This window comes from Caballeronia sp. LZ001 (genome assembly GCF_031450875.1).
Classification (GTDB): domain Bacteria; phylum Pseudomonadota; class Gammaproteobacteria; order Burkholderiales; family Burkholderiaceae; genus Caballeronia.
Window position 1 is genome coordinate 668,587 of the sequence record NZ_JARTVX010000005.1, and the last position, 20,740, is coordinate 689,326.

Sequence of the window (20,740 nt, forward strand, 5' to 3'; positions counted from 1 at the left end):
GTTGTGTGATTCGATCGAAATCGAACTTCAAGTGGCGCGCTGGTCCATTCGCGCCTTGCTGCCTTACTTCGAAGCGATGGTGATGAACACCGGTCCCCGCGCTTCGGTCAACGACAGCGTGCCACGTTCCCCGTGCGGCACGCCGTATACATCGGTGACGATCGCATCAGCCGGCAGATGCGATACATCGAGGTCCATCACGTTCCCATTCCCGTAACACCACACGACGTACTTCGTTGCGTGCGCGCCATCGAGTTTCAGCACGACGTAGCGCGCTTTCTCATCGATGAAATAACGAGCGTGCACTTCGCCCGCGGTGAAACCGAACAAATGCTTGACTGCGTCGTACGCGGGCAGCTTCGCATTGTTGGCATCGAGCAAGCCGAAGTTGTGCTCCATTTCCTTCGGGTCCGTCCCATCGTCGCGCATGTCGTAGTAGGACGTCAGTCCGACTTGCGCGATCCAGTTCATCAACAGCAGCCGCACCGCGTAGCGAGCTTGCCGCGCTCTTGCTTCGGGTGCGTGGCCGTCGTTGATCTCAGACACATATTCGTATCCAACGCTTGGGTACGACCATTCGGTTGCCCACACTTGGGGGCGTTTTGTATAACCGTTGAGGTCTTCGCGCAACACTCGATAGTCGTCGAGCACGGTTTCCGGGTTCTGCTGTCGATACGGATGCACGCTCACCGCATCGGGACCGAGCGGCTTGCCCGGCTTGTCGCGCGGTTGCACTCATGTCGCCCACGGCACGGATGAATGCGCGATCGATCTGTTGCACGCCGCCCGTCGCGACGATCGCACGCGGATTGGCCGACTTCGCCGTCGTCACCGCTGTTTCAAGCAACGTGCGATAGGCACGCGGCGAAGGCGGCGCGAGCCAGTACTTCTCGTCGTCCTCCTCGTTCCATACTTCGAAACGCACCGGCGCGTTCCGGTAGCGATACGCCGCCATGTGCACGTAGGTACTGAACGCGCTCAATTGCACGGCGGAGGTCGGTGGCTGGTCCGGGCTGAAGGCGTAATGCTTGTAGCCGAGGATGAACAACGCGCCCAGGCCGCGTGCCGAAAGATTGGAGACGAGACCGTCGAAGCCGCCGAAATGCCAGCCATCCGGCGCCTGCACCGCTTCCCAGAAGAGGTCCGTGCGAACGAAGGAGAAGCCGACGTCCTTCACGGCATCGAGCAGATGCAGATCGGCGATTTGATGAATGGCGACGCCCGTATTCGCGCGCGACGCGGCAAAGCCCGGCAACTCGATGTACGGATGCTCCGTCGATTGCGACGCGCCGTCGAGCACGAGCGTCGGTGCGGCGGACGCCGCGTGCAGCGAACCGCAAAGGGAGATGAGCGCGGCAAGCACGATGCGCCGCGCCAAGCTTACGTTGGTCCAGATCACGACGAATGCCTTCCGAACGTATGACGGCTTGCTTCGAGTGCCGCGACCTGCTGGTTCGCGCGGCTCGCTTGCAGCCAATGTTCGTTCGACTGTGGCGCGAACCCGTTAAAGCCATAGCCACGCGAAGGCGCTTGCGGATACCACGGGGCAACCGGTCGAGCCATGAGCGCCGGCTGTCGCAGGTAGCTGATGGCAAGACCCAGGAACAGCAGGCAGCCGATCGATTCGCAGATGTCCGTGCTCGCCGCGCTGAAGACGAGATACAGCAGCACCGACCACGCAGCGCGATCGTTCGACGCCGAATTCAGCATGAGCCGCACGAGATACACGACGAGCACCAGCGCGCCGACGAAACCGAAGCACGCAATTGCATAGAGCACGGTGTTATCGGCATACGCAACGTTGAAGCCGAACGGGCTTTCGTAATAGCTCGCGGCCGAGCCGAACGCGCCTGGCCCGAGACCGAACCAGATGCGTTCGTGCTTCATGAGACCTTCGATCAGAAGCGGCCACGTGTTGATCATTCGATCCTGGAACGACGACAGCGTGACGTATCCGCGGCTCGCCAAGTTGAAGGCGGAGGCGGCGAAGAATGCGACGATCGGCAGGACGATCGGGAAGCCGCTCGCCCACAGACACGCTCGCTTGATGCCGCGCGTGGAAAACAGCATGTGCACGATGACGACGATTGCGAGCGACACCGGCGCGGTCTTGTTGGTCGTGGCGTAGATGGTGGCGCCGGCGAGCGCGAGCAGCACGAACTGCAGCGCCTTCGAGCGGATGTGCATCAAAAGCCACGTGGTCGAGAAGGCCGGCCATGAGCGCCACCGATGCGCTGTCGCGACCGAATCCCGACAGCCGCGATGCAACGCCGACGTACGAGGACGTGGCCATCGTCACGTTGTGTCCACCGACCGATACGCTTGCGCCCACCCAGGGCAGCTTCAGCATGCTATTGGCGAGAATACCGATGCCGCAAAGCGCGGCGAGTGTGAGCAGTCCGAGGAACGCCGAGCGTCCGTTCATGAGCGCGAGCGTCTCGCGGGACGCGGTGAGTGCGAAAAGCAGAGGCGTCACGCTCCACAGCCAGAATCCGACTGCGGCAGGCTCGACGCCGTGCGACAGCGAAAGGAAGGTCTGCGTAAGCAGATATAGCGCGATGAGCGCGTGCGTCGCCTTGGGCCGCGTGAGAAGGACGTATAGCACCCAGCCCAACATCAGCACCTTGGGAAGATACGCGGCGGGCGCCATGCCCATCGTCGACGTGTAGTAGCGGATCACGCCGGAGAGCACGTCGCTCGCCACTGCGACGATGAACGTCGCAACCCATAGCTTGTCTTTTAGTGATGCTTTGTTCATCGAGTGACCGTCGCATGTCCGTCGGAAGGAAAAGTCGGTTGCACGATCAAATCGGCAGCCGCTTCGTGTTCTTTGCACGCTTGGCGCAGAGTCGATTCAAGTCTGGCCGGACTCGTCTCAGGACCGAAAATTACCTTTGTACGACAAGTGACTCTGTGCGCGCACGCACGCATGAATTTGCGGGCGACAGCTAAACGTTTGCGCCACGGTCCAAACCGCCTCTCAAGCACATCGAGCGTGCGGTAAGCCACTTATCGCGAGATGCCAGTTGAAGCCCCGCTAAAGCTTTTAGGCGAGCGGTTTGAAGGGGGTAATCACAGGACTCGTGCGCGGTCTATGCGGGCGATTATCTTCGCGCGTTTCGCGACTGAAACCGCGGTGATCGCAGGCGATTAATACGCAATGAAACCGGCGCATATCCGGACCGAAAAGGCACGCCGTCGCATTCCGCCACAGCCTTAGCCACAATGGCGCGCCGACGCTATCGCGTATGAAGATTACAGAATTCGTCGTTATTGAAAGGTTTGAAAACGATTCAAAAGCCAACATCATTTCGCGTCAAGCTTTAGGGTGGAAAACAGATTATTTATTCACGGTTTTGTACTATAAAAGTACGTTTTTCCGTTTGGTCCAACTGGTTACATGCTGTTACGTCTTTTATCGTACTTAACGACGTTTCAACTGTGTAACATTCCTCATGACCCCTCCGGCAATAAACGGATGACGGTCGCGCCTTAATTGTCCAGGCGCATAGGCTGATTCGCCTCTCTCTCCCAAAGCACTGCTTACCGAGGTCCTTTAAGGCACTCGGGGGAGACCCTTTGCGCGGTCAGAATCAATGCACACTGAGCCATTATCCAAAATGAAGAATAATCGTCTGGTCGTAATTTCGTGCTATTTAGGCACCCTAATCTTGTCCGCATGCGGTGGCGGTGGCAGTGACGGAACGCCGTCGAGCGTCGTCAACAGCGCAACCGATCCCGTTGCGGTGGTGGATATCGCCAAGCATCCTGCTTCGGTGAGCGGCACCGTCATTCCCCCGGCCACGTCGATCAGCGACTCGTCGGGCGCGGTGTGGACGGTCAAGAGCGGCGTGGTGTATCGCGCCAATCAGAAAGCCGGCTTCTCGCAGGACGTGATCGCGCTGCTTTGGTACGCAGGCAAGATCTATCAGCAGAACGTGAACAAGCTCTGGTGGGTCTGGCAAAACAACACGTGGGCAGTTTCGGCCGATCCGCGCCCTGCTGCTTCGACGCCCGCCAGCACGCCGGCATCGACGAACGCGGGTTCGACTTCGGGCTCTGCTTCCGGTTCGACCACGACAGCCATGCCGTTCTTCGGCGTCAACGAGCACTATGCCTACGGCGGCGTCTATTCGTCGACGCCGCTCAGCACGCAGGCATCGACCATGGTCGACCTCGGCCTGACAGGCATTCGGCAGGACGTGCACGGTTACGATCAGATCGACACGCTCGCGAACAAGGTCATTCCCGGATTAGGTTCCAGTGTCACGGTGATGCCGCTGATCGATGCCTATCCGTGGGACGATCCTTCGCTGAACGGCAAGACGCCGACCGAAGACAGCGCCTACGCATATGCGTATTCCATGGCCGCTTATGCCGCGACCAAGCTCAAGGGCGTGCCGGTCGTCGAGTTCGGCAACGAGTACGACCTCGACACGCATAACCGCAAGATTGCAAACGATGGCGTGAACGTTTCCGACTACGACAACACGACGTGGCCAATCTGGCGCGGCGCGCTGCGCGGCTATTACGACGGCTGGCGCTCGGTGGATACGGCCGGACAGACGAAGGTCATTGCCACGGCTTCGGCGGGCTTCCTGTACCTCGGCTGGTACAAGGGCATGTTGACAGGCGTGCAGCCGGATGGCTCGACGGGACATCCGAAGGTGAAGACCGACATCATCCAGTTGCACTGGTACTCGGACGGTCTCGATCCTGAGAACACGTGGGGCAAGGACGGCACCAACTACAACGTGCTCAAGATCATGCACGACACGTACAACCTGCCGATCATGTTCACGGAAATTGGCGTGAATATGGACTTTTCGACGGCTCAGGCACAGGCCTATATCACGAAGACGGTCCCGGAACTTTACGCGGCACGCAGCACGTATAACGTGATCGGCTTCCAGTGGTACGAGCTCTACGACGATCCTACCGGCGACTACGGCATTCTCACGAATAGCGGCGCGAAGAAGGCGATCTATTCGACGATGAAGGCAGCAGTGGCGGCTTCGAAGTAATCGAGTTTTGCTGTAGTACCAAAACACCCGGCGCAAGGTTCAACATGCCTTCCGCCGGGTGTTTCGCATTTCAAGGTCTCACGCATTCGCGATCGAAACGCCCGCGCGCTGAAGAATGTGCTGATTACGCGGTGACAAGTTCGCGAACTGCAAACGCTTCCCTGCCTTTCGATAGCGGTCTTGCAACGTTTCGAACGCCACGATTGCAGAGTGATCCGCGACATGCAGATGCTGGCAATCGACGATGACATCGTCCGCATCGTTCTGCGGATCGAAAAGGTCCTGAAAATTCGCCGTCGATGCGAAAAACAGGGTGCCGTGCAGTACGTAAGTACGTGTGCCCTTTTCATCGGATTTCGAGTCCGCGCGAATCTCGCGGGCATGTTGCCAGGCGAAGTTCAACGCGGCGATCACGATGCCGCATAGCACCGCAATCGCCAGATCGGTGAACACGGTGATAACCGTGACCGCAACGATCACGATTGCGTCATTACGCGGCACTTTACCGAGCACACGGAGCGATCCCCACGCGAAGGTCTGCTGCGCCACGACGAACATCACGCCGACCAACGCGGCGAGAGGAATTCGTTCGATAAGCGGCGACAGGAAAAGGATGAACAGCAAGATCATGATGCCGCTCGTCGCACCTGATAAGCGGCTGCGTCCGCCCGAACTCAGGTTGATCATGGTCTGACCGATCATGGCGCAACCGCCCATGCCGCCGAACAAGCCGGATACGATATTCGACACGCCAAGCGCCACGCATTCGCGATTGGGCTGTCCGCGCGTTTCGGTGATCTCATCGGTCAGATTGAAGGTCAGGAGCGTTTCCAGCAAGCCGACAATCGCCATGAGAAGCGCGTAAGGAAAGACGATTCTGAGCGTATCGAGATCGAGCGGTATCGTCGGCAGATGAAAGCTCGGGAACGCGCCCGCGATGTGCGCCATGTCGCCCAGTGTCCGCGTCGGCAAATCGAGCAACTGGCTTATCAGGCCGATACTCAGAATGGCGACGAGCGCCGGCGGCACCGCCTTGGTGATGCGCGGCAGCAAATACACGAGTAGCATCGTCAACGCGACGAGACCCGACATGACCATCAACGGCGTTCCCTGCAACCAGACTTCGCCTTGCGGTGTGGCGCGTTTGAAATGCTCGAGCTGCGCCATGGCAATGATGATCGCGAGGCCATTCACGAAGCCGATCATCACGGGATGCGGCACCATGCGGATCAGCTTGCCGAGACGCAAAAGTCCGAAGACGGTCATCAGCACGCCGCCGAGAATAACGGTAGCGAGAAGATACTGAGCGCCGTGCTCGACCACGAGAGCGACGATGACGACCGCCATCGATCCCGCCGCGCCGGAAATCATGCCCGGTCTGCCGCCGAAAATGGCGGTCAGCGCGCAGATGATGAAAGCGCCGTAAAGGCCCATCAAGGGATTCACCTGCGCGACGAGCGCGAACGCAATGCACTCGGGAACGAGCGCAAACGATGACGTAAGGCCCGCGAGCACATTCGCGGGAACATGCGTGAGCCATTGCTGCTTGAGAGATTGAATCTGCATCGAATGAGTTCCGCAGTCCGCACATGGCGCACTGCGTTTGAAAGCCGGCGCAAAACGCCGATGGTGTCGAACGGAGTCGCCGGTGTCGAATCGACGAGATGGCAGCACGTCGCCTGAAGCAAGCCAGGCGAACGCACCCGTACACGCGAACCCCCAAGGTGCAAAGCCGTCTGAACGGTCGGAGGTTCTCGGAAAGCTACATGGGTGCGTGAGAAATTCGGTGTGGGCGCGAGATCGCCCGGGAAGGCTCGTAGTTTACCCTAATCCGAAAATTCGAGTGATGCGCTTGCTCCGGCCATGTCATGCAGCATGCGCTTGAATGCAATAGTCGACATTCCACACTTCACTCCAACTCAAAACGTTTCCACTCAGGCATCGGCGATACTGCAATCACACGCCGCTAGCAACTTCGCGGACTCGATGAACAACTCTTGGAGCGTACACATCATGAGCCGGGAAATCATTCGTGTCGAACCGCTTTCAAGCTGGCTCGAGCGCTGGAATGCGCCGACCTCCGCCGTCACGCGTCATCGCGACACGGTGTATGTGTCAGGCTTTCCTCCGTTCGATCCGCAGACCGGCGAGGTCATGCAAGCATCGATCGAAGTGCAGACCCAACGCGTGTTGGAGCAACTGAAGCTGTGCGTCGAGACGGCAGGTTCATCGCTGGATCAGGTTCTCAAGTGCAACGTCTATTGCACCTCAGTCGCCGCTTTCCCGGTCGTGAACGACATCTACGGACGATTCTTCGGCCCCAATCCGCCCGCGAGAATCTTCGTCAATGTGCCTGCGTGGCCGGGACATTTCGATATCGAGATCGACTGCATCGCGGCGATATAGCGTGCTGACGTGTGCCCTCAACTTCCCCGCACCGTTCCCGTCCGCCCAAGCCGCGCGGCCAGCACGGACAACGCATCGTAGGCTTCGCGCCATACCTCGTCCCACGCTGCGATAGCCCGCGACTGCGCTTCCACCACCGCGCGGTCGCCTCGCGCGGCGGGGCCTGTCAGCGCATCGCGCGGGCCGAGGGCAAGTACGTTATCGACGGAATTGCGCGCAAGCGTATGCATCATGTCCTGAATCAGCGTGTCCGGAATGCCCGCCGCTTGCCACATCTCGACGGACATCGCCGCGAGCACCGGCAAAAAGTTCGACGCCATGACGGCCGCCGAGTGATACAGCGCCTTGCTGCCCGGCTCGATGTCGAAACACCGCGCACCGATCGCGCCCAGCACCTCGCTCCATGCGCCACGCGCGGCGGCGTCGCCTTCCAGACCGCATGGCGTGCCTTCGAACTGGAACACGGAGGTGCCGGGATTGGCGAAGCTCAACATGGGATGCGCGCTCGCAACGCTCCAGCCGATGCCGCGCAAAGGCGCGAGCGTGTCGGCATCGAGCGCGCCGCTGCAATGCACCGCCACCGATGCGCCCCGGCCTTCGTGCGCGCGAGCGAGCTGCTCGGCCACTTCGGCGATGCGCATGTCGGGCACCGACAAGAGCCAGATATCGGCGGGGCGCATCGTGGCCAAGTCTTCGGCTACGCGACCCGCGCCGATGAAATCGACCGCTTCGGCGGCGCGTTTGGCGTCGGTATCGAAGACATCGCCGATATCGAGCACGCGGTTCGCGACGATCAGATTGCCAAGCGTCGCGCCCACGCGCCCCGCGCCGATGATGTTGAGTTTCGCCATGATGCGAAAGCGCGTGCGCCTCAACCGTGCCGAATGGCGATGGTCTTGAGGCTCGTGAAGCCGTAGAGCGCTTCGAAGCCTTTCTCGCGCCCGTGGCCGCTCGCCTTCACGCCGCCGAAGGGCAGTTCGACGCCGCCGCCCGCGCCATAGTTGTTGATGAAAACCTGCCCCGCCTGCAGCTTGCGCGCGAGGCGCAGACCACGCGAGCCATCGCGCGTCCAGACGCCCGCGACGAGGCCGTATTGCGTGCCGTTGGCGAGTCGCACCGCTTCGGCTTCGTCGTCGAAAGGCATGACGGCAAGCACCGGCCCGAAGACTTCTTCCTGCGCGAGCCGGCTGTCCGGCGGCACGTCGCGAAACAGCACGGCTTCCTGGAAGAAGCCATTACGCGATGCCTCCGCCGCGATCTTGCCGCGCGCCGCGACACGGATACCTTCGCCTTCCGCTCGCTCGACGATGCCGCGCACCCGCGCCTGCTGCTTCGCGTTGACGAGCGGCCCCATGTCGAGGTCCATCGACGGCGGACCGGAACGCAGCGTCTCGAAGCGCGCCGCAAGCCGCTCGACGACGCTTTCGTAGATGCCGCGCTGGACCAGCAAACGGCTGCCCGCCGAGCAGGTCTGCCCCGCGTTCTGGATGATCGCGTTGAGAATGACGGGCAGCGCTTCGTCGAGATCGGCATCGTCGAAAACGAGTTGCGGCGACTTGCCGCCGAGTTCGAGCACGCTCGGGCAATGACGTTCCGCGGCCGTGCGACCGACCAGCGCGCCGGTGACCGTCGAGCCCGTGAACGAGATGTGGCCGATGCCCGCGTTCGCCGACAACGCCGCGCCCGCTTCGCTGCCAAGACCCGTGACGACGTTGATCGCGCCCGCCGGAAAGCCGATGTCCGCGGCGATTTCGGCGAGTCGCAGAATCGACAGACTCGCGTCCTCGGCAGGCTTGACCACGCACGCATTGCCCGCCGCGAGCGATGCGCCGACGCTGCGCCCGTAAATCTGCATCGGGTAATTCCACGGGATGATGTGCCCGGTCACGCCAATCGGCTCGCGCACGGTCAACACGGTGAAGCCCGTCGAATAAGGCAAGGTCTCGCCGTGTAGCTTGTCGACGCAGCCCGCGTAGTACTGAAGATAACGCGCCAGCACGGCAGCGTCGGTGCGCGCGGTCTTGAGCGCCTTGCCGGTGTCGCGCGCTTCGAGTTGCGCGAGTTCGTCGCCATGTTCGAGCACGGCGGCGGCATACGCGAACAGAAGGTTCGAGCGCTCGGCCGGCGAAGGTTTGGCCCACGCTCCGTCGAGCGCTTCGCCCATTGCGCCGCGCGCGGCGGCGACCGCAGCATCGATATCGGCTGCGTTGCCGCGCGAGATGTGAGCGAACGGCTCGCCCGTGCTCGGATCGATGACATCGAGCGTCGCGCCGCTATCCGGCGCCTTCCATGCGTTGCCGATGAAGTGTTGATATTCCATGTCTTACTCCGTGATCAGTGCATGTTCCGTGACGGCCTCGGCGATCGCCGTGCCGACTTCGACGGTGTTGGCGTCGCCACCCATGTCCGGCGTGCGCGGACCTTTGTCGAGGACGGTTTCGATCGCCGCGACGATGGTTTTGGCGGCCGCTTCGTAGCGCGCCTCGCCGCGTCCGAGATACTGAAGCATCAGCGCCGCCGACCAGATTTGCCCGATCGGATTCGCGATGCCGCGCCCGGCAATGTCAGGCGCGGAACCATGCACCGGCTCGAACAGCGACGGAAAGCGCCGCTCCGGATTCAGGTTCGCGGAAGGCGCGATGCCGATGGTGCCCGTGCAAGCCGGCCCGAGGTCGGACAGGATGTCGCCGAACAGATTGGATGCGACGACCACATCGAAACGGTCCGGGCTCTGCACGAAGTGCGCGCACAGAATGTCGATATGGTACTTGCGCGTTTCGATGTCCGGATAGCGCTTCGCGGCTTCTGCCAGACGCTCGTCCCAGTAAGGCATGGTGATGGAGATGCCGTTGGACTTGGTCGCGGCCGTGAGTTGCTTGCGTGGCCGGCTTTGCGCCAGTTCGAACGCGAACTTGAGAATGCGGTCCACGCCCGTGCGCGTGAACACGGCCTGCTGCGTGGCGAATTCGCGCTCGGTGCCTTCGAACATGCGCCCGCCCACCGACGAATACTCGCCTTCGGTATTCTCGCGCACCACCAGAAAGTCGATCTCGCCGGGCTTGCGGTTCGCGAGCGGCGACGGCACGCCGGGCATCAATCGCACGGGGCGCAGGTTCACATACTGGTCGAATTCACGGCGAATCTTGATGATCGATTCCCACACGGCGGTGTGATCCGGCACGACGTCGGGCGTGCCGACCGCGCCGAAGAAAATGGCGTCGTGCTTGCCGATCTGCTGGTCCCAATTCGCGGGCATCATCGTGCCGTGTTGCAGGTAATGCTCCGTGCACCACGAGCCGAATTCGTCGAAATTGAGCGCAATGTCGTAACGCGCGGCCACGGCCTTCAGCACGCGCAGGCCTTCGACCATCACTTCCTTGCCGATGCCGTCGCCGGGAATGACGGCGATGTTATGAGTTGTTGCCATGATCTGCAAAGCCTCCGAAAGTGCGACGCGGAAATGACCGGCGAGACGGCACAGGAGGCGGGCGCACCCAAGGCGCGCCTCTATGGAAATTGCGTTGTCTCCTGCGTCTCTTTTGCTCGCGAGCGCGGCCGCGCCCGGGCATCGGACTATGTCGAATGCCAATCTAGCGGACGCATTCGAACGACGGAAGTGCGAATCGAGGAACGGTGGCTTCGAAAATCCGCAAGGGCTCAGCGCGCGGGGCGCTCGGTATCGAGTTGCGCCGTGCTCGCGGGTCCGATCTCACTCAGAAAGTCGAACAGCCTGCGCGTAGGCAAGGCCGCCGCGCCTTCGCGCATGCCAACCGACATCATCCGTTCGGCCCAGGAATTGGTCAGGCGAATGAAGCGCAAGCGCATCGGCTGAAGAAACAGCTTCACGGCGCCCTCGGGCAACACGCCGATACCCTGCCCCACGGCGATCAACCGGCACATGGCCTCGAAGCTCTGCACCTGCACGCGAAAGCGGATGGTCTTGCCCGCCAGCGCCGCTTCCTTGACCAGCATGCGCGTGACCTCGGCCTTGTCGTCGAGCGCGACGATATCGTGTTCGAGCAGCGCGGCGAACTCGATCTCGTCTCCCTGCAATACATGATCTTCCGGCACGACCACGCTGATCCGGTCGCTGCAATAAGGCGCGAGGCGAATGCCCTCCATGCCCGTTTGCGACGTCACGACGCCGATATCCGCCCGGCCATCGCGCAACGCCTGCAAGATGTCGGCGCTGCGCAATTCGCTGATATGCAGCTTGATGTCGCGATACTTCTGCGAGAACGCTCGCAGATGCTCGGGCAACTCCTGGCTGATCGCGGAGATGTTGGCGAAGACGCGCACCCGGCCCACCGAGCCTTTCGTGTAGTCGGACAGCTCGCTATAGATGGCGTCGGTCTTGAGCAGCAGTTCGGTGCCGTGGCGCGCGAGCGCTTCTCCGGCGGGCGTGGGCTCGACGCCCGCCGAAGTTCGATTCAGCAGCACCACCCGGAAATGATGCTCGAGCAGCGCAATGCGCCGGCTGGCCGTCGACAAGGACATATGCGAATGCTGCGCCGCCTTCGACAGACTCCCCGTCTCGACTGCGCGCAGAAAGAGAGCCAGTGAGGTGAGATCGAACAAACCAGACGCTCCGTGAATGGATCATGCCGCGCAGTATGGCACCCTCGCGGCGGCCCTCAGTCTTCGCGCCCTACAGGATTACCCTGAGCGATGCACGCGCGTGGCCGCTCGCATCGGGCGTTCGAACAATTCGAAAGCCCGCTTCAAGGAATTCGCATATCGACGGCGCGCGGCACAGGCTAAATTTCCCATGTCCTGCTGCGTCCGCCGTTTGCCACGAATCCGGCGACACTGACAGGGCTTTAAAAAAATCAGTACATATATGACGGAGACAGACGTGGAAATCGATGCGACCAGCATGCCGGGCGGCGCTCTGCCGTCCGCACCCGCGCGCGACGCGGCCGCCGAGGACCGGATTTTCCGGCGCCTCGCGCTACAGATCCTGCCCATTCTGATGTTTGCGTACATCACCTCGTATATCGACCGGGTGAACGTGAGCTTCGCCAAGCTGCAGATGGCCCAGCAACTCGGCTTCTCCGATGCGGTCTTCGGTTTCGGCGCGGGCATCTTCTTTCTCGGCTATGTAGTCTTCGAAGTGCCGAGCAACATGATTTTGCAGCGCGTCGGCGCGCGCCGCTGGATCACGCGGATCATTCTGTCGTGGGGCATCGTATCCGGGCTTACGGCGTTCGTCGCCACGCCGATGCAGTTCTATGCCATGCGCTGTTTGCTGGGCGTCGCCGAAGCGGGCTTCATTCCGGCGATCATCTTCTATATCAGCCAGTCGTTTCCGAGGCACTGGCGCGCTCGCATTCTCAGCATGTTCTACGCGGCGCTTGCGCTGGCGGGACTGATCGGCTCGCCGCTTACCGGCTTCATCATGGAATACTTCAACGGCCTGATGGGCTTGCCGGGCTGGAAGTGGATATTCATCATCGAGGCGCTGCCCGCGTTTCTCGCGGCGGTCTACACGTGGCGAGGTCTGGAAGACGATGTCACGCAAAGCAAACACTGCAGCGAACCCGAACGCGCTTTGTTGTCGCGCGTGCTCGCCGCTGACCGTGCGATCACCGCCGAAGCCAATCACAAGGGCCTTTTGTCGAGCTGGCTCGTGTGGGCGTTTTGCCTCATCTACTTTCTCGACGTGTTCGGCATCTACGGCTACACCTTCTGGGCGCCGACCATGATCAAGTCGATGGGCATCAAGAGCGACTTCGTGATCGGCCTGCTCGCGGCGCTGCCAAACGCGGTTGCGGTCGTCGTCATGGTGCTGTTCGGGCGCAGCGCCGACAAGCGCGGCGAACGGCGCTTGCATGTCGCGGCCTTGCTGTTGATGGGCGCGGCAGGATTGTCGCTCTCGGTGCTCTGGCATGACAACCTGTGGCTCGGCATGCTTGCGCTGTGCATGGCCAATGCGGGATTGCTGTCGTTGCCGCCGCTTTTCTGGAGCATGCCGACGGCGGTGCTGGGCACGAGCGCGGCTATCGGCATTGCATGGATCAGCGCCTTCGGCAATCTCGGCGGCTTCTTCGGTCCTTATGTGGTGGGGTATCTGAAACAGCTTTCCGGCGGCCTCACGCTGCCGATTTTCTCGATGGTCGGTTGCCTTCTGCTCGGCTTCGTACTGGCGGTGATGTTGCCCAAGAGGCTCGTCAACCGTTGATGCGGATGCAACCGGCTTTCCAAACGACAACTCGAAGAGATAGAGCATGAAGCAACGCATCGGCATGATCGGTATCGGTCTCATGGGACACGGTATTGCGCGCAACGTGATGAAGCACGGCTACCCGTTGAGCGTGGTCGAGCATCCCGGCAACCAGCCGCTCGACGAACTGCTGGCGGGGGGAGTCAAGACCTTCACCACGGGCGAGGCGCTCGCGCGCGAGTCCGAGATCGTCATTCTGTGCGTGACCGGATCGCCCGAAGTGGAAGCGGTTCTGAGTGCGCCCGATGGCGTGCTCGCGGGTTTGCAGCCAGGCACCATCGTGATCGATTGCTCGACGGCCGTGCCCGCATCCACGACGCGCGTGGCCGAGCGCGTGACGCAGGCGGGCGGCCTCTTCATCGATGCGCCCATGACGCGCACCGCCAAGGAAGCGCACGAAGGACGTTTGAACTTGCTGGTGGGCGCGGACCCGGAATTGTTCGCGCGAGTGGAGCCGCTGCTGCGCACGTTCGCGGAGAACATCACGCTGGTCGGCGGCACTGGCGCGGGACACAGCATGAAGTTGCTGCACAACTTCGTGTCGCTCGGCACGATTGCGTTGATCTCCGAGGCGGCTGCCTGCGCGAAGCGTGCGGGCGTGGACCCGCAAACTTTCGTCGATGTGCTCGCGAAGGGCGGCGGAGGCGGCGCGGCGCTGGAGCGGCTGCGGCCATCGCTTATCGACGGCGATCCTTCGAGCATGCCTTTTCATATGTCGAACGCGCTGAAAGACCTCGGCTACTACGTGACGATGGCCGGCGACACCCATGCCGTCGATGCCATTGCCACCGCCGTGCAGTCGACTTACGCAGCGGCGGTCGAGCTTGGGGGAGCGCACAGGACGTTGCTGGAGTTGCCGGGGTTGTTGGGTGATGCGGCTGCGGATTCCGAGCGACGTTGACGGTATTGCTGGCCGCACATTGCGGCATGAAAACAGGCGGCGCGTGAAGCTCGTTTGATCGAACATTTCGCGCCGCCTCGAACGAATTAATCAGCGACGCCTACCCGCAAAAGGCCGCCAGCAGCCCTTCTCGGCGCCCCTAGATCAAACATCGAAGTTTACAAATTCCCAAACACCCGTCAGAATTGCGCCCGTTCTAATGCGAATAGTTCGCATTTACGGCCAATAACTCGACGACGGGAATAGGGATGAAATCAGCACCACGGGGCAGTACAACCATCGGCAAATGGGCGATGCGCCCGTCCACACTGGCGACGCTCCTGCTCTTCGCCACCAGTCAATCGGCCCTTGCGCAGCAAAGCGACACCGGCTCATCGACATCCGGCAACGCCACCGAAGCCACACTCCCCGCAGTCTCCGTCACCGCTTCATCCGACACCGACCCAGGCCAGCATCTGCGCCGCGACGTCAGCACTGGCGCGCTCGGCACCCGCACGCAACTCGACACGCCCTACTCGACCACTATCGTCACCGGCGAAGAACTCGCGGATCGTCAGGCGAAAAAGCTCGGCGATGTCTTCGCGCAGGACGCATCCGTGTCGGACAACAGCAATCCGTACAACGCGTGGGCGAGCTACATCACCGTGCGCGGCATGCAACTCGACTGGCAGAACGGTTACAGGATCGACGGCCAGCCGTTCAACGCCTACGGCATCACCATGCCCTACGAGCAACTCGAAAGCGTCGAACTGCTCAAGGGCTTGTCGGGCTTCATGTACGGCTTCGGCGCGCCCGGCGGCGTGGTCAACTATGTGACGAAGAAGCCACCCGTCACGGATAAGCAGATCGCCAGCGTCGATGTCGGCTATGCGTCGACGGCCGTATGGTCCGAGCATGTCGACCTGGGTGGGCGTATCGGACCGAACAGCATGTTCGGCTACCGCTTCAACGCGACGCACGAGGAAGGCAAGACCTATAACGACGGCAACGTGCGCCGCGATTCGTTCTCCCTTTCCGCCGATGCACGCCTCACGAAAGACCTCACCGCCACCTTCGGCGCGCTGTATCAGGAACGCCATGCGTCGGGCATCACGACGGCCATCTCGACCGCGCAATACACGGGCGCCTCGTTGCCCGCGACGCTCAGTGGCGGCAGCAGCACGCTCGTCACGCCGGACCAGCATCTGAACACGAACTTGCAACTCTATACTGCCGGCTTGCGCTACAACCTGAATCAGGACTGGACGCTTTCGGCCTCATACAGCTTTAGCAAGAGCACGCGGTATCGGAACGAGAGCACGTACAATCTGCTCGATCCAGCGGGCAACTACGACGACTTTCGCTTCGAAGGCAAGGAAGGGCATCAGCTGAATGCGTGGCAGGTCATGGCCGAAGGTCTCGTAAAGACGGGGCCGCTGCAACATCAGCTCGTGTTCGGCGCCGCGTATCAGAAGCAAACCAACGACAACACCGCGAACAGTTTCTACGACCAGATCGGCACGGGCAACATCTATCAGCCGAACGTCAATCGCTACGACAGTTCGGGCTTCTACACCTATCGCAACGCGGACATCACGCAGAAAGCGCTGTTCGCAAGCGATACCATCGCGCTCACCGAACGCTGGTCGGTGCTCGGCGGCGTGCGCTATACGAATTACGAGCAGCACGGCTACGGTAACGACGGCACGACGACTTCGACTTACTCGCAAAACGGCGTGGTCACGCCGAGCGTCGCGCTGATGTTCAAGCTCACGCCGGGCACGACGCTCTATGCGAGCTACGTCGAATCGCTGGAAGCGGGCAATGTCGTCGGCGACTTCTACGCCAATGCCGGAGCGATCCTCAATCCGCTGCGCAGCAAGCAATACGAAGTCGGCGTGAAGAGTCAGAACGAGCGCTGGAGCGCGACGGCTGCGCTGTTCCGCATCGAGCGCGGCGCGCAATACGCCAATGGCGATAACGTCTTCGTGGAAGATGGCGAGTCCATCTTCGAAGGCATGGAAGCGGGCGCGGATGTTCGCATCGGCCGGGACTGGACGGTCGGCGGCGATCTGATGTGGATCGCGACGCACTACAAGAAAGGCTCGACATTCGACGGCAATCGCGTCGCGGGTGCGCCCGGCTTCGTCGCGGCGGCCCACGTGAATTATGCGGTGCCCGTGGTTCCGGGCCTGACGCTTGGCGCCAATGCGAAGTTCACGGGCAACACGAACCTGCGTCCGTCCGGCGATCTGAACGTGCCGGGCTTCATGATCTACAGCCTTGGCGCGACTTACACGACACGCATCGCGGGACATAACGTCGGCGTGCGCGCGGCTATCGACAATCTGACGAATCGGCGTTACTGGGAATTCCAATATGCCGACTACATTCAGCCTGGCGAGCCGCGCACGGTTTCAGTCAATGCGCGTCTGGAGTTTTAAGGAGGATCGGGGGCGTTGCAACCTGGGCGCCCCTTCTCGCCTTCACGCTCAAGCGACCGGAATGGGATTGTCCGTCACGAACTGATTGAACTGCTCGACGAACGCATGTTCATTCGGTCCGGCGTTATCGCGCAGCGGCTTCGCGGCATCGACCACGACTTCCGTCGTCGCTTCCGGCAGCTTCTGCATGATTTCGGCGATGAACGCTTCCAGCTGCATCGCGCGCGGATCGCCGCTCTTGTGGACCAAGTCCGTGTCCACCCACGGCGGCGCGATCTCCAGCACGCGCACGCTCGAATCGCGCAGCACGAAGCGTTGCGACATCGAATACGAATGGATTGCCGCCTTGGTCGCCGAATACAGCGCGGTCGCGGCGAGCGGCACGAACGCGAGCACCGAACTGTTGTTGACGATATACGCCTGTTGCTGCGTCTTCAGATGTTCGACGAACGCCGCGCTCACGCGCACCGTGCCGAGCAGATTCGTGTCGATGAGGCGCACCGCGGCTTCATCGTCGAGCGCGCCGCCTGCATCGTCGAACGGCATGATGCCCGCGTTGTTGATGACGACATTCAACGCCGGATACTTTGCGATCAATTGCGCGGCGACGCTGCGAATCTGCGCGGCGTCGGCGATATCGAGTTCAACCGTGTCGATGCCCGGATTCGCGCTTGCCACTTCATCGAGCAGCGCACGGCGCCGTCCCGCGACGATCACCTGATTGCCGCGCTGATGAAGCGCTTCCGCCAACGCGCGGCCAATGCCCGAAGTGCCGCCCGTGATGAAGATGGTATTGCCCGTGGTTTTCATGGTCAGTCCAAATGTGGAAAAGAGAACGATGGTTCAGGCCGCGTAGCGCGCGGCGGGTGCGTTGGTCGACAGTTCCGGCGCCATCGCCTGACGCGCGGCTTCGTACGCCTGGTACTTGGCGCCGTCGTGCAGCGAGGGAATCGTCACCAGTTCGCCGCGCTCGAAGCCGATTAGCGAGGCATCGACCATGTCGGCCGCCGACATCACGATTGCGGGGTCCAGATTGTCGATAGGGAGCCCGCCGCTTTCCCAGAAGTCCGTCGCCGTCGCGCCTGGCAACACGGCCTGCACGCGCACGCCTTTCGCCGCGAGTTCGTGATGCAGCGACTGGCTGAAGGCCAGCACGAACGCCTTGGTGCCGCCATAGACGCCGTTGAGCAACTCCGGCGCAATACTCACGATAGACGCGATATTGATCACCGCGCCCTTGCCGCGCGCGACGAAGCCCGGCACCGCCGCATAAGTCAGGCGGGTGAGCGCGGTCACGTTGAGGTCGATCATGCGGGTCATTGCATCGACGTCGCTGTCGAGCAAAGGCGTATGCGTACCGACGCCCGCGTTATTCACCAGCAGCGTGATGCTCGCGTCGTCCTTCAGCTTCGCTTCGACACGCGCGAGCGCCGTGCGGTCGTTGAGATCGGCATCGATGATCTCGACGCCCTTCTGCGTTTCATTACTGATACGTTCGGCTAGCGCGGCAAGCTTCTCGCGGTTGCGCGCCACGAGGATAAGGTCGTAGCCCGAACGCGCAAGACGCTCGGCATAGACCGCGCCGATGCCCGACGATGCGCCCGTGACGAGGGCCGTGCCGCGATGGTTCTGAGACATGATGTCACTCCGGTTCGAAAGGTGGTGGTGAATCCGTGAGTAGATTCTGCGCGGAATTGACCGCGACCGAAATGACGTATATGGTCGTGTTTTCGGACAAACGACTTTTTTCGGACATCGAGGACGAGGAAACATGCACAGCATCGGCTATTTGTTGAGCGACGGCTTTCAGGTGATGGCAATCGCGTCGCAGTCGGTGTTCGAATACGCCAACCACGTAGCGGGCGAGCCCTTTTATCGGATGGCCAACTATTCGGCGCACGGCGGCGAGGTGTGTTCGTCGTTAGGCATGAGCGTCGGCACGCGCCGGGTCAGTGCGCGTGCCTCCGTGGACACATGGATCGCGGCGGGCGTGAACACGCCGCTCGACACGCCGCCGCCTCACGAAATACTGGCGTTCCTGCGGCGCACGGGTACGCGGGCGCGGCGTATCGCGGGCATTTGCACGGGCAGCTTCGTGCTCGCGGAAGCCGGGCTGCTGTCCAACCGGCGCGCGACCACGCACTGGTTCTACGCACGCGAGATGCAAAGCCGCTTTCCCGATGTGCGCATTGAGGACGATCGCATTTATATCGTCGATGGTCCTATCTGGACGTCTGCGGGCATGACTGCCGGTCTGGATCTCGCACTCGCGATGGTCGAAAAGGATCTCGGCGCGGACGTTGCGCGCTCGGTCGCGCATAAGCTCGTGATGCCGCAAAGGCGTTCGGGCGGCCAGTCGCAGCATTCGGAGATGCTCGATCTCGCGCCGAAATCAGACCGCATTCAGAACGCGCTCAACTATGCACGCAAGAATCTGGGCCGGCCGCTGACGGTCGAGGAACTCGCGGGCGAGGCGAATCTCAGTCCGCGTCAATTCAGCCGCGTGTTCACGGAGGAGACGGGGCAATCGCCTGCGAAGGCCATCGAAGCGTTGCGGCTGGAAGCAGCGCGCCTGATGATCGAAAAAAGCCGGCATCCGCTGGAAACCATCGCGAAGGAAACAGGGTTTCGGGATCGCCGGCATATGCGCGAGGCGTTCATGCGCGGGTTTGGCTTGCCGCCGCAAGAGGTCAGGCGGCGGGTTTAGCGTTGCATAGGCAGGCTAATCAGCGCGGCGCGGATACGACTTCGAGCGCCGCGAGGTTCGAAACATAGCGCCCGGCCTTGCCGTCGTTGGGGATCACGAGGCGCGCAAAACCGGTGGATGTCAGCGGGGCGCCATTCATCGCATAAGCGACGATGTCGGGCTGATTGCCAAAGTCCGACGACAGTTCGGCAAGCGAAATCACGACGCGATAGCCATCGCTGCCGGTTGCGATCACGTAGAAGCCGAGCAAGTCGTTTTTAGTCGCAGTGTTGGTCTGGATGCCCGCTGCGTTGATCAGGTCCCACAGGCTCACGCCCGTGTAGCTATTTCCGCCAGCCGTGCGCGTGACGGCAGACAGCGCCTGCAATGCTGCCGTGTCGAAAGTCGCCGGGTGATTCAGCGCACCGAGAAGCTGGAACTGCGTCGTGAGACCGCCGCCGCCCGCCGTGACCGTGGACATCGCGGAATGGACTTCGAGCTTGACGAGGTTCGAGACGTATCGGCCGCCTTTGACGTCGCCGGGAGCAGTGATGCGCAGTGGACCGTCCGTGCTGTTGAGAGCCGCGCTCGCGCCGTTGAGCGTCTCGGCGTAGGCCACCAGATTGCCGCGATTGCCGAAGTCCGGACTCAGTTCGCCCATTGCGAACAGCGCGCGATAGTTGTCGCTGCCGGTCGCCACGACATACTTGCCCAGCACGTCGTTGTGAACCGCCGAATTGACGACGATGCCAGCCTGGTTCAACACGGACCACACCGTCGCGCCGGTGTAGACGTGGCTTTGCTGGCCCGTGCCGCTGCCGAAGGAAACGGTTTGCGTGGTGGCCGAAAGTGCCTGGATCTGCGCGAGTGTGAGATTGCCCGGCGTGGCGACTTCACCGGACACGGACAAGGTCGCTTTCGGTGCGGGTGGCGAGTCGTCGTTGCCGCCGCAGGCCGTGACCGCGAACGGGAGCAACGCGAGCAAAAGCAGCAGCGAGGCAAGACGCTTGAAGTCGTGTGCAAAGCTCATCGGTGAGGTCCTTTATTCCGGGATCGTTATCGTCGATATATCGGCTC

The 20,740-nt window shown here is 61.7% G+C and carries 16 protein-coding genes and 1 pseudogene; 7 read left to right on the plus strand and 10 right to left on the minus strand.

The features are described 5' to 3' along the window. Positions 1 to 63: 63 nt before the first annotated feature. Positions 64 to 1,378: pseudogene (locus P9292_RS39540) on the minus strand (glycosyl hydrolase family 5). 17 nt (positions 1,379 to 1,395) lie between these two features. Continuing rightward, on the minus strand, positions 1,396 to 2,187 hold the full coding sequence (locus P9292_RS39545; protein ID WP_309965060.1) for a hypothetical protein: 792 nt from the start codon (positions 2,185 to 2,187) through the stop codon (positions 1,396 to 1,398). A gap of 29 nt (positions 2,188 to 2,216) precedes the next feature. Here P9292_RS39545 and P9292_RS39550 point away from each other — a divergent pair, with 29 nt between their 5' ends. Beyond that, on the plus strand, positions 2,217 to 2,669 hold the full coding sequence (locus P9292_RS39550) for a hypothetical protein (protein WP_309965063.1): 453 nt from the start codon (positions 2,217 to 2,219) through the stop codon (positions 2,667 to 2,669). A gap of 1,002 nt (positions 2,670 to 3,671) precedes the next feature. Continuing rightward, the gene (locus P9292_RS39555) at positions 3,672 to 5,024 is read left to right on the plus strand and encodes a glycosyl hydrolase (protein ID WP_250494804.1); all 1,353 of its coding nucleotides are present in this window, start codon (positions 3,672 to 3,674) and stop codon (positions 5,022 to 5,024) included. Positions 5,025 to 5,102: 78 nt separating this feature from the next. Here the strand turns inward: P9292_RS39555 and P9292_RS39560 are convergent, their stop codons facing one another. Then, positions 5,103 to 6,590, minus strand: a complete 1,488-nt coding sequence (locus tag P9292_RS39560) for a SulP family inorganic anion transporter (RefSeq protein ID WP_309965065.1) — start codon at positions 6,588 to 6,590, stop codon at positions 5,103 to 5,105. Between the two features lie 447 nt (positions 6,591 to 7,037). Between P9292_RS39560 and P9292_RS39565 the strand changes: the two genes are divergently transcribed. Then, entirely contained in the window at positions 7,038 to 7,430 is a 393-nt protein-coding gene (locus P9292_RS39565) for a RidA family protein (RefSeq protein ID WP_250494806.1), read from the plus strand. Positions 7,431 to 7,447: 17 nt separating this feature from the next. Here P9292_RS39565 and P9292_RS39570 read toward each other — a convergent pair whose 3' ends face one another. The 4 genes from P9292_RS39570 to P9292_RS39585 all read right to left on the minus strand — a co-directional run bounded on the left by P9292_RS39570 (position 7,448) and on the right by P9292_RS39585 (position 12,008). Then, positions 7,448 to 8,281, minus strand: a complete 834-nt coding sequence (locus P9292_RS39570) for a DUF2520 domain-containing protein (protein WP_309965069.1) — start codon at positions 8,279 to 8,281, stop codon at positions 7,448 to 7,450. A 20-nt stretch (positions 8,282 to 8,301) separates the two neighbouring features. Beyond that, a complete protein-coding gene (locus tag P9292_RS39575) occupies positions 8,302 to 9,750 on the minus strand; it encodes an aldehyde dehydrogenase family protein (RefSeq protein ID WP_309965073.1) in 1,449 nt (482 codons plus the stop codon). A 3-nt stretch (positions 9,751 to 9,753) separates the two neighbouring features. Next, positions 9,754 to 10,857, minus strand: coding sequence for a tartrate dehydrogenase (locus P9292_RS39580; protein ID WP_309965077.1), 1,104 nt, complete (start codon positions 10,855 to 10,857; stop codon positions 9,754 to 9,756). A 230-nt stretch (positions 10,858 to 11,087) separates the two neighbouring features. After that, positions 11,088 to 12,008 carry a LysR family transcriptional regulator gene (locus P9292_RS39585; protein ID WP_309845888.1) on the minus strand — a complete coding sequence of 307 codons (921 nt, stop codon included), beginning with the start codon at positions 12,006 to 12,008 and terminating at the stop codon, positions 11,088 to 11,090. 277 nt (positions 12,009 to 12,285) lie between these two features. Between P9292_RS39585 and P9292_RS39590 the strand changes: the two genes are divergently transcribed. The 3 genes from P9292_RS39590 to P9292_RS39600 all read left to right on the plus strand — a co-directional run bounded on the left by P9292_RS39590 (position 12,286) and on the right by P9292_RS39600 (position 16,977). Further along, the gene (locus P9292_RS39590) at positions 12,286 to 13,611 is read left to right on the plus strand and encodes an MFS transporter (RefSeq protein ID WP_370652283.1); all 1,326 of its coding nucleotides are present in this window, start codon (positions 12,286 to 12,288) and stop codon (positions 13,609 to 13,611) included. A gap of 46 nt (positions 13,612 to 13,657) precedes the next feature. After that, positions 13,658 to 14,554, plus strand: coding sequence for an NAD(P)-dependent oxidoreductase (locus tag P9292_RS39595; protein ID WP_250469566.1), 897 nt, complete (start codon positions 13,658 to 13,660; stop codon positions 14,552 to 14,554). Positions 14,555 to 14,847: 293 nt separating this feature from the next. Then, the gene (locus P9292_RS39600; protein WP_409015564.1) at positions 14,848 to 16,977 is read left to right on the plus strand and encodes a TonB-dependent siderophore receptor; all 2,130 of its coding nucleotides are present in this window, start codon (positions 14,848 to 14,850) and stop codon (positions 16,975 to 16,977) included. A 48-nt stretch (positions 16,978 to 17,025) separates the two neighbouring features. Here the strand turns inward: P9292_RS39600 and P9292_RS39605 are convergent, their stop codons facing one another. Together P9292_RS39605 and P9292_RS39610 are read right to left on the minus strand one after the other, a co-directional pair. Further along, positions 17,026 to 17,787 (minus strand): SDR family oxidoreductase, encoded by a 762-nt coding sequence (locus P9292_RS39605; RefSeq protein WP_250469568.1) that lies wholly within the window; start codon positions 17,785 to 17,787, stop codon positions 17,026 to 17,028. A 33-nt stretch (positions 17,788 to 17,820) separates the two neighbouring features. After that, positions 17,821 to 18,615 carry an SDR family oxidoreductase gene (locus P9292_RS39610; protein WP_244831504.1) on the minus strand — a complete coding sequence of 265 codons (795 nt, stop codon included), beginning with the start codon at positions 18,613 to 18,615 and terminating at the stop codon, positions 17,821 to 17,823. 133 nt (positions 18,616 to 18,748) lie between these two features. On the opposite strand from P9292_RS39610, the gene P9292_RS39615 reads away from it, so the two are divergent. After that, positions 18,749 to 19,684, plus strand: coding sequence for a GlxA family transcriptional regulator (locus P9292_RS39615; protein ID WP_250494813.1), 936 nt, complete (start codon positions 18,749 to 18,751; stop codon positions 19,682 to 19,684). A gap of 19 nt (positions 19,685 to 19,703) precedes the next feature. Here the strand turns inward: P9292_RS39615 and P9292_RS39620 are convergent, their stop codons facing one another. Then, positions 19,704 to 20,693, minus strand: coding sequence for a molybdopterin-dependent oxidoreductase (locus P9292_RS39620; RefSeq protein ID WP_309965085.1), 990 nt, complete (start codon positions 20,691 to 20,693; stop codon positions 19,704 to 19,706). Between the last annotated feature and the right edge of the window lie 47 nt (positions 20,694 to 20,740).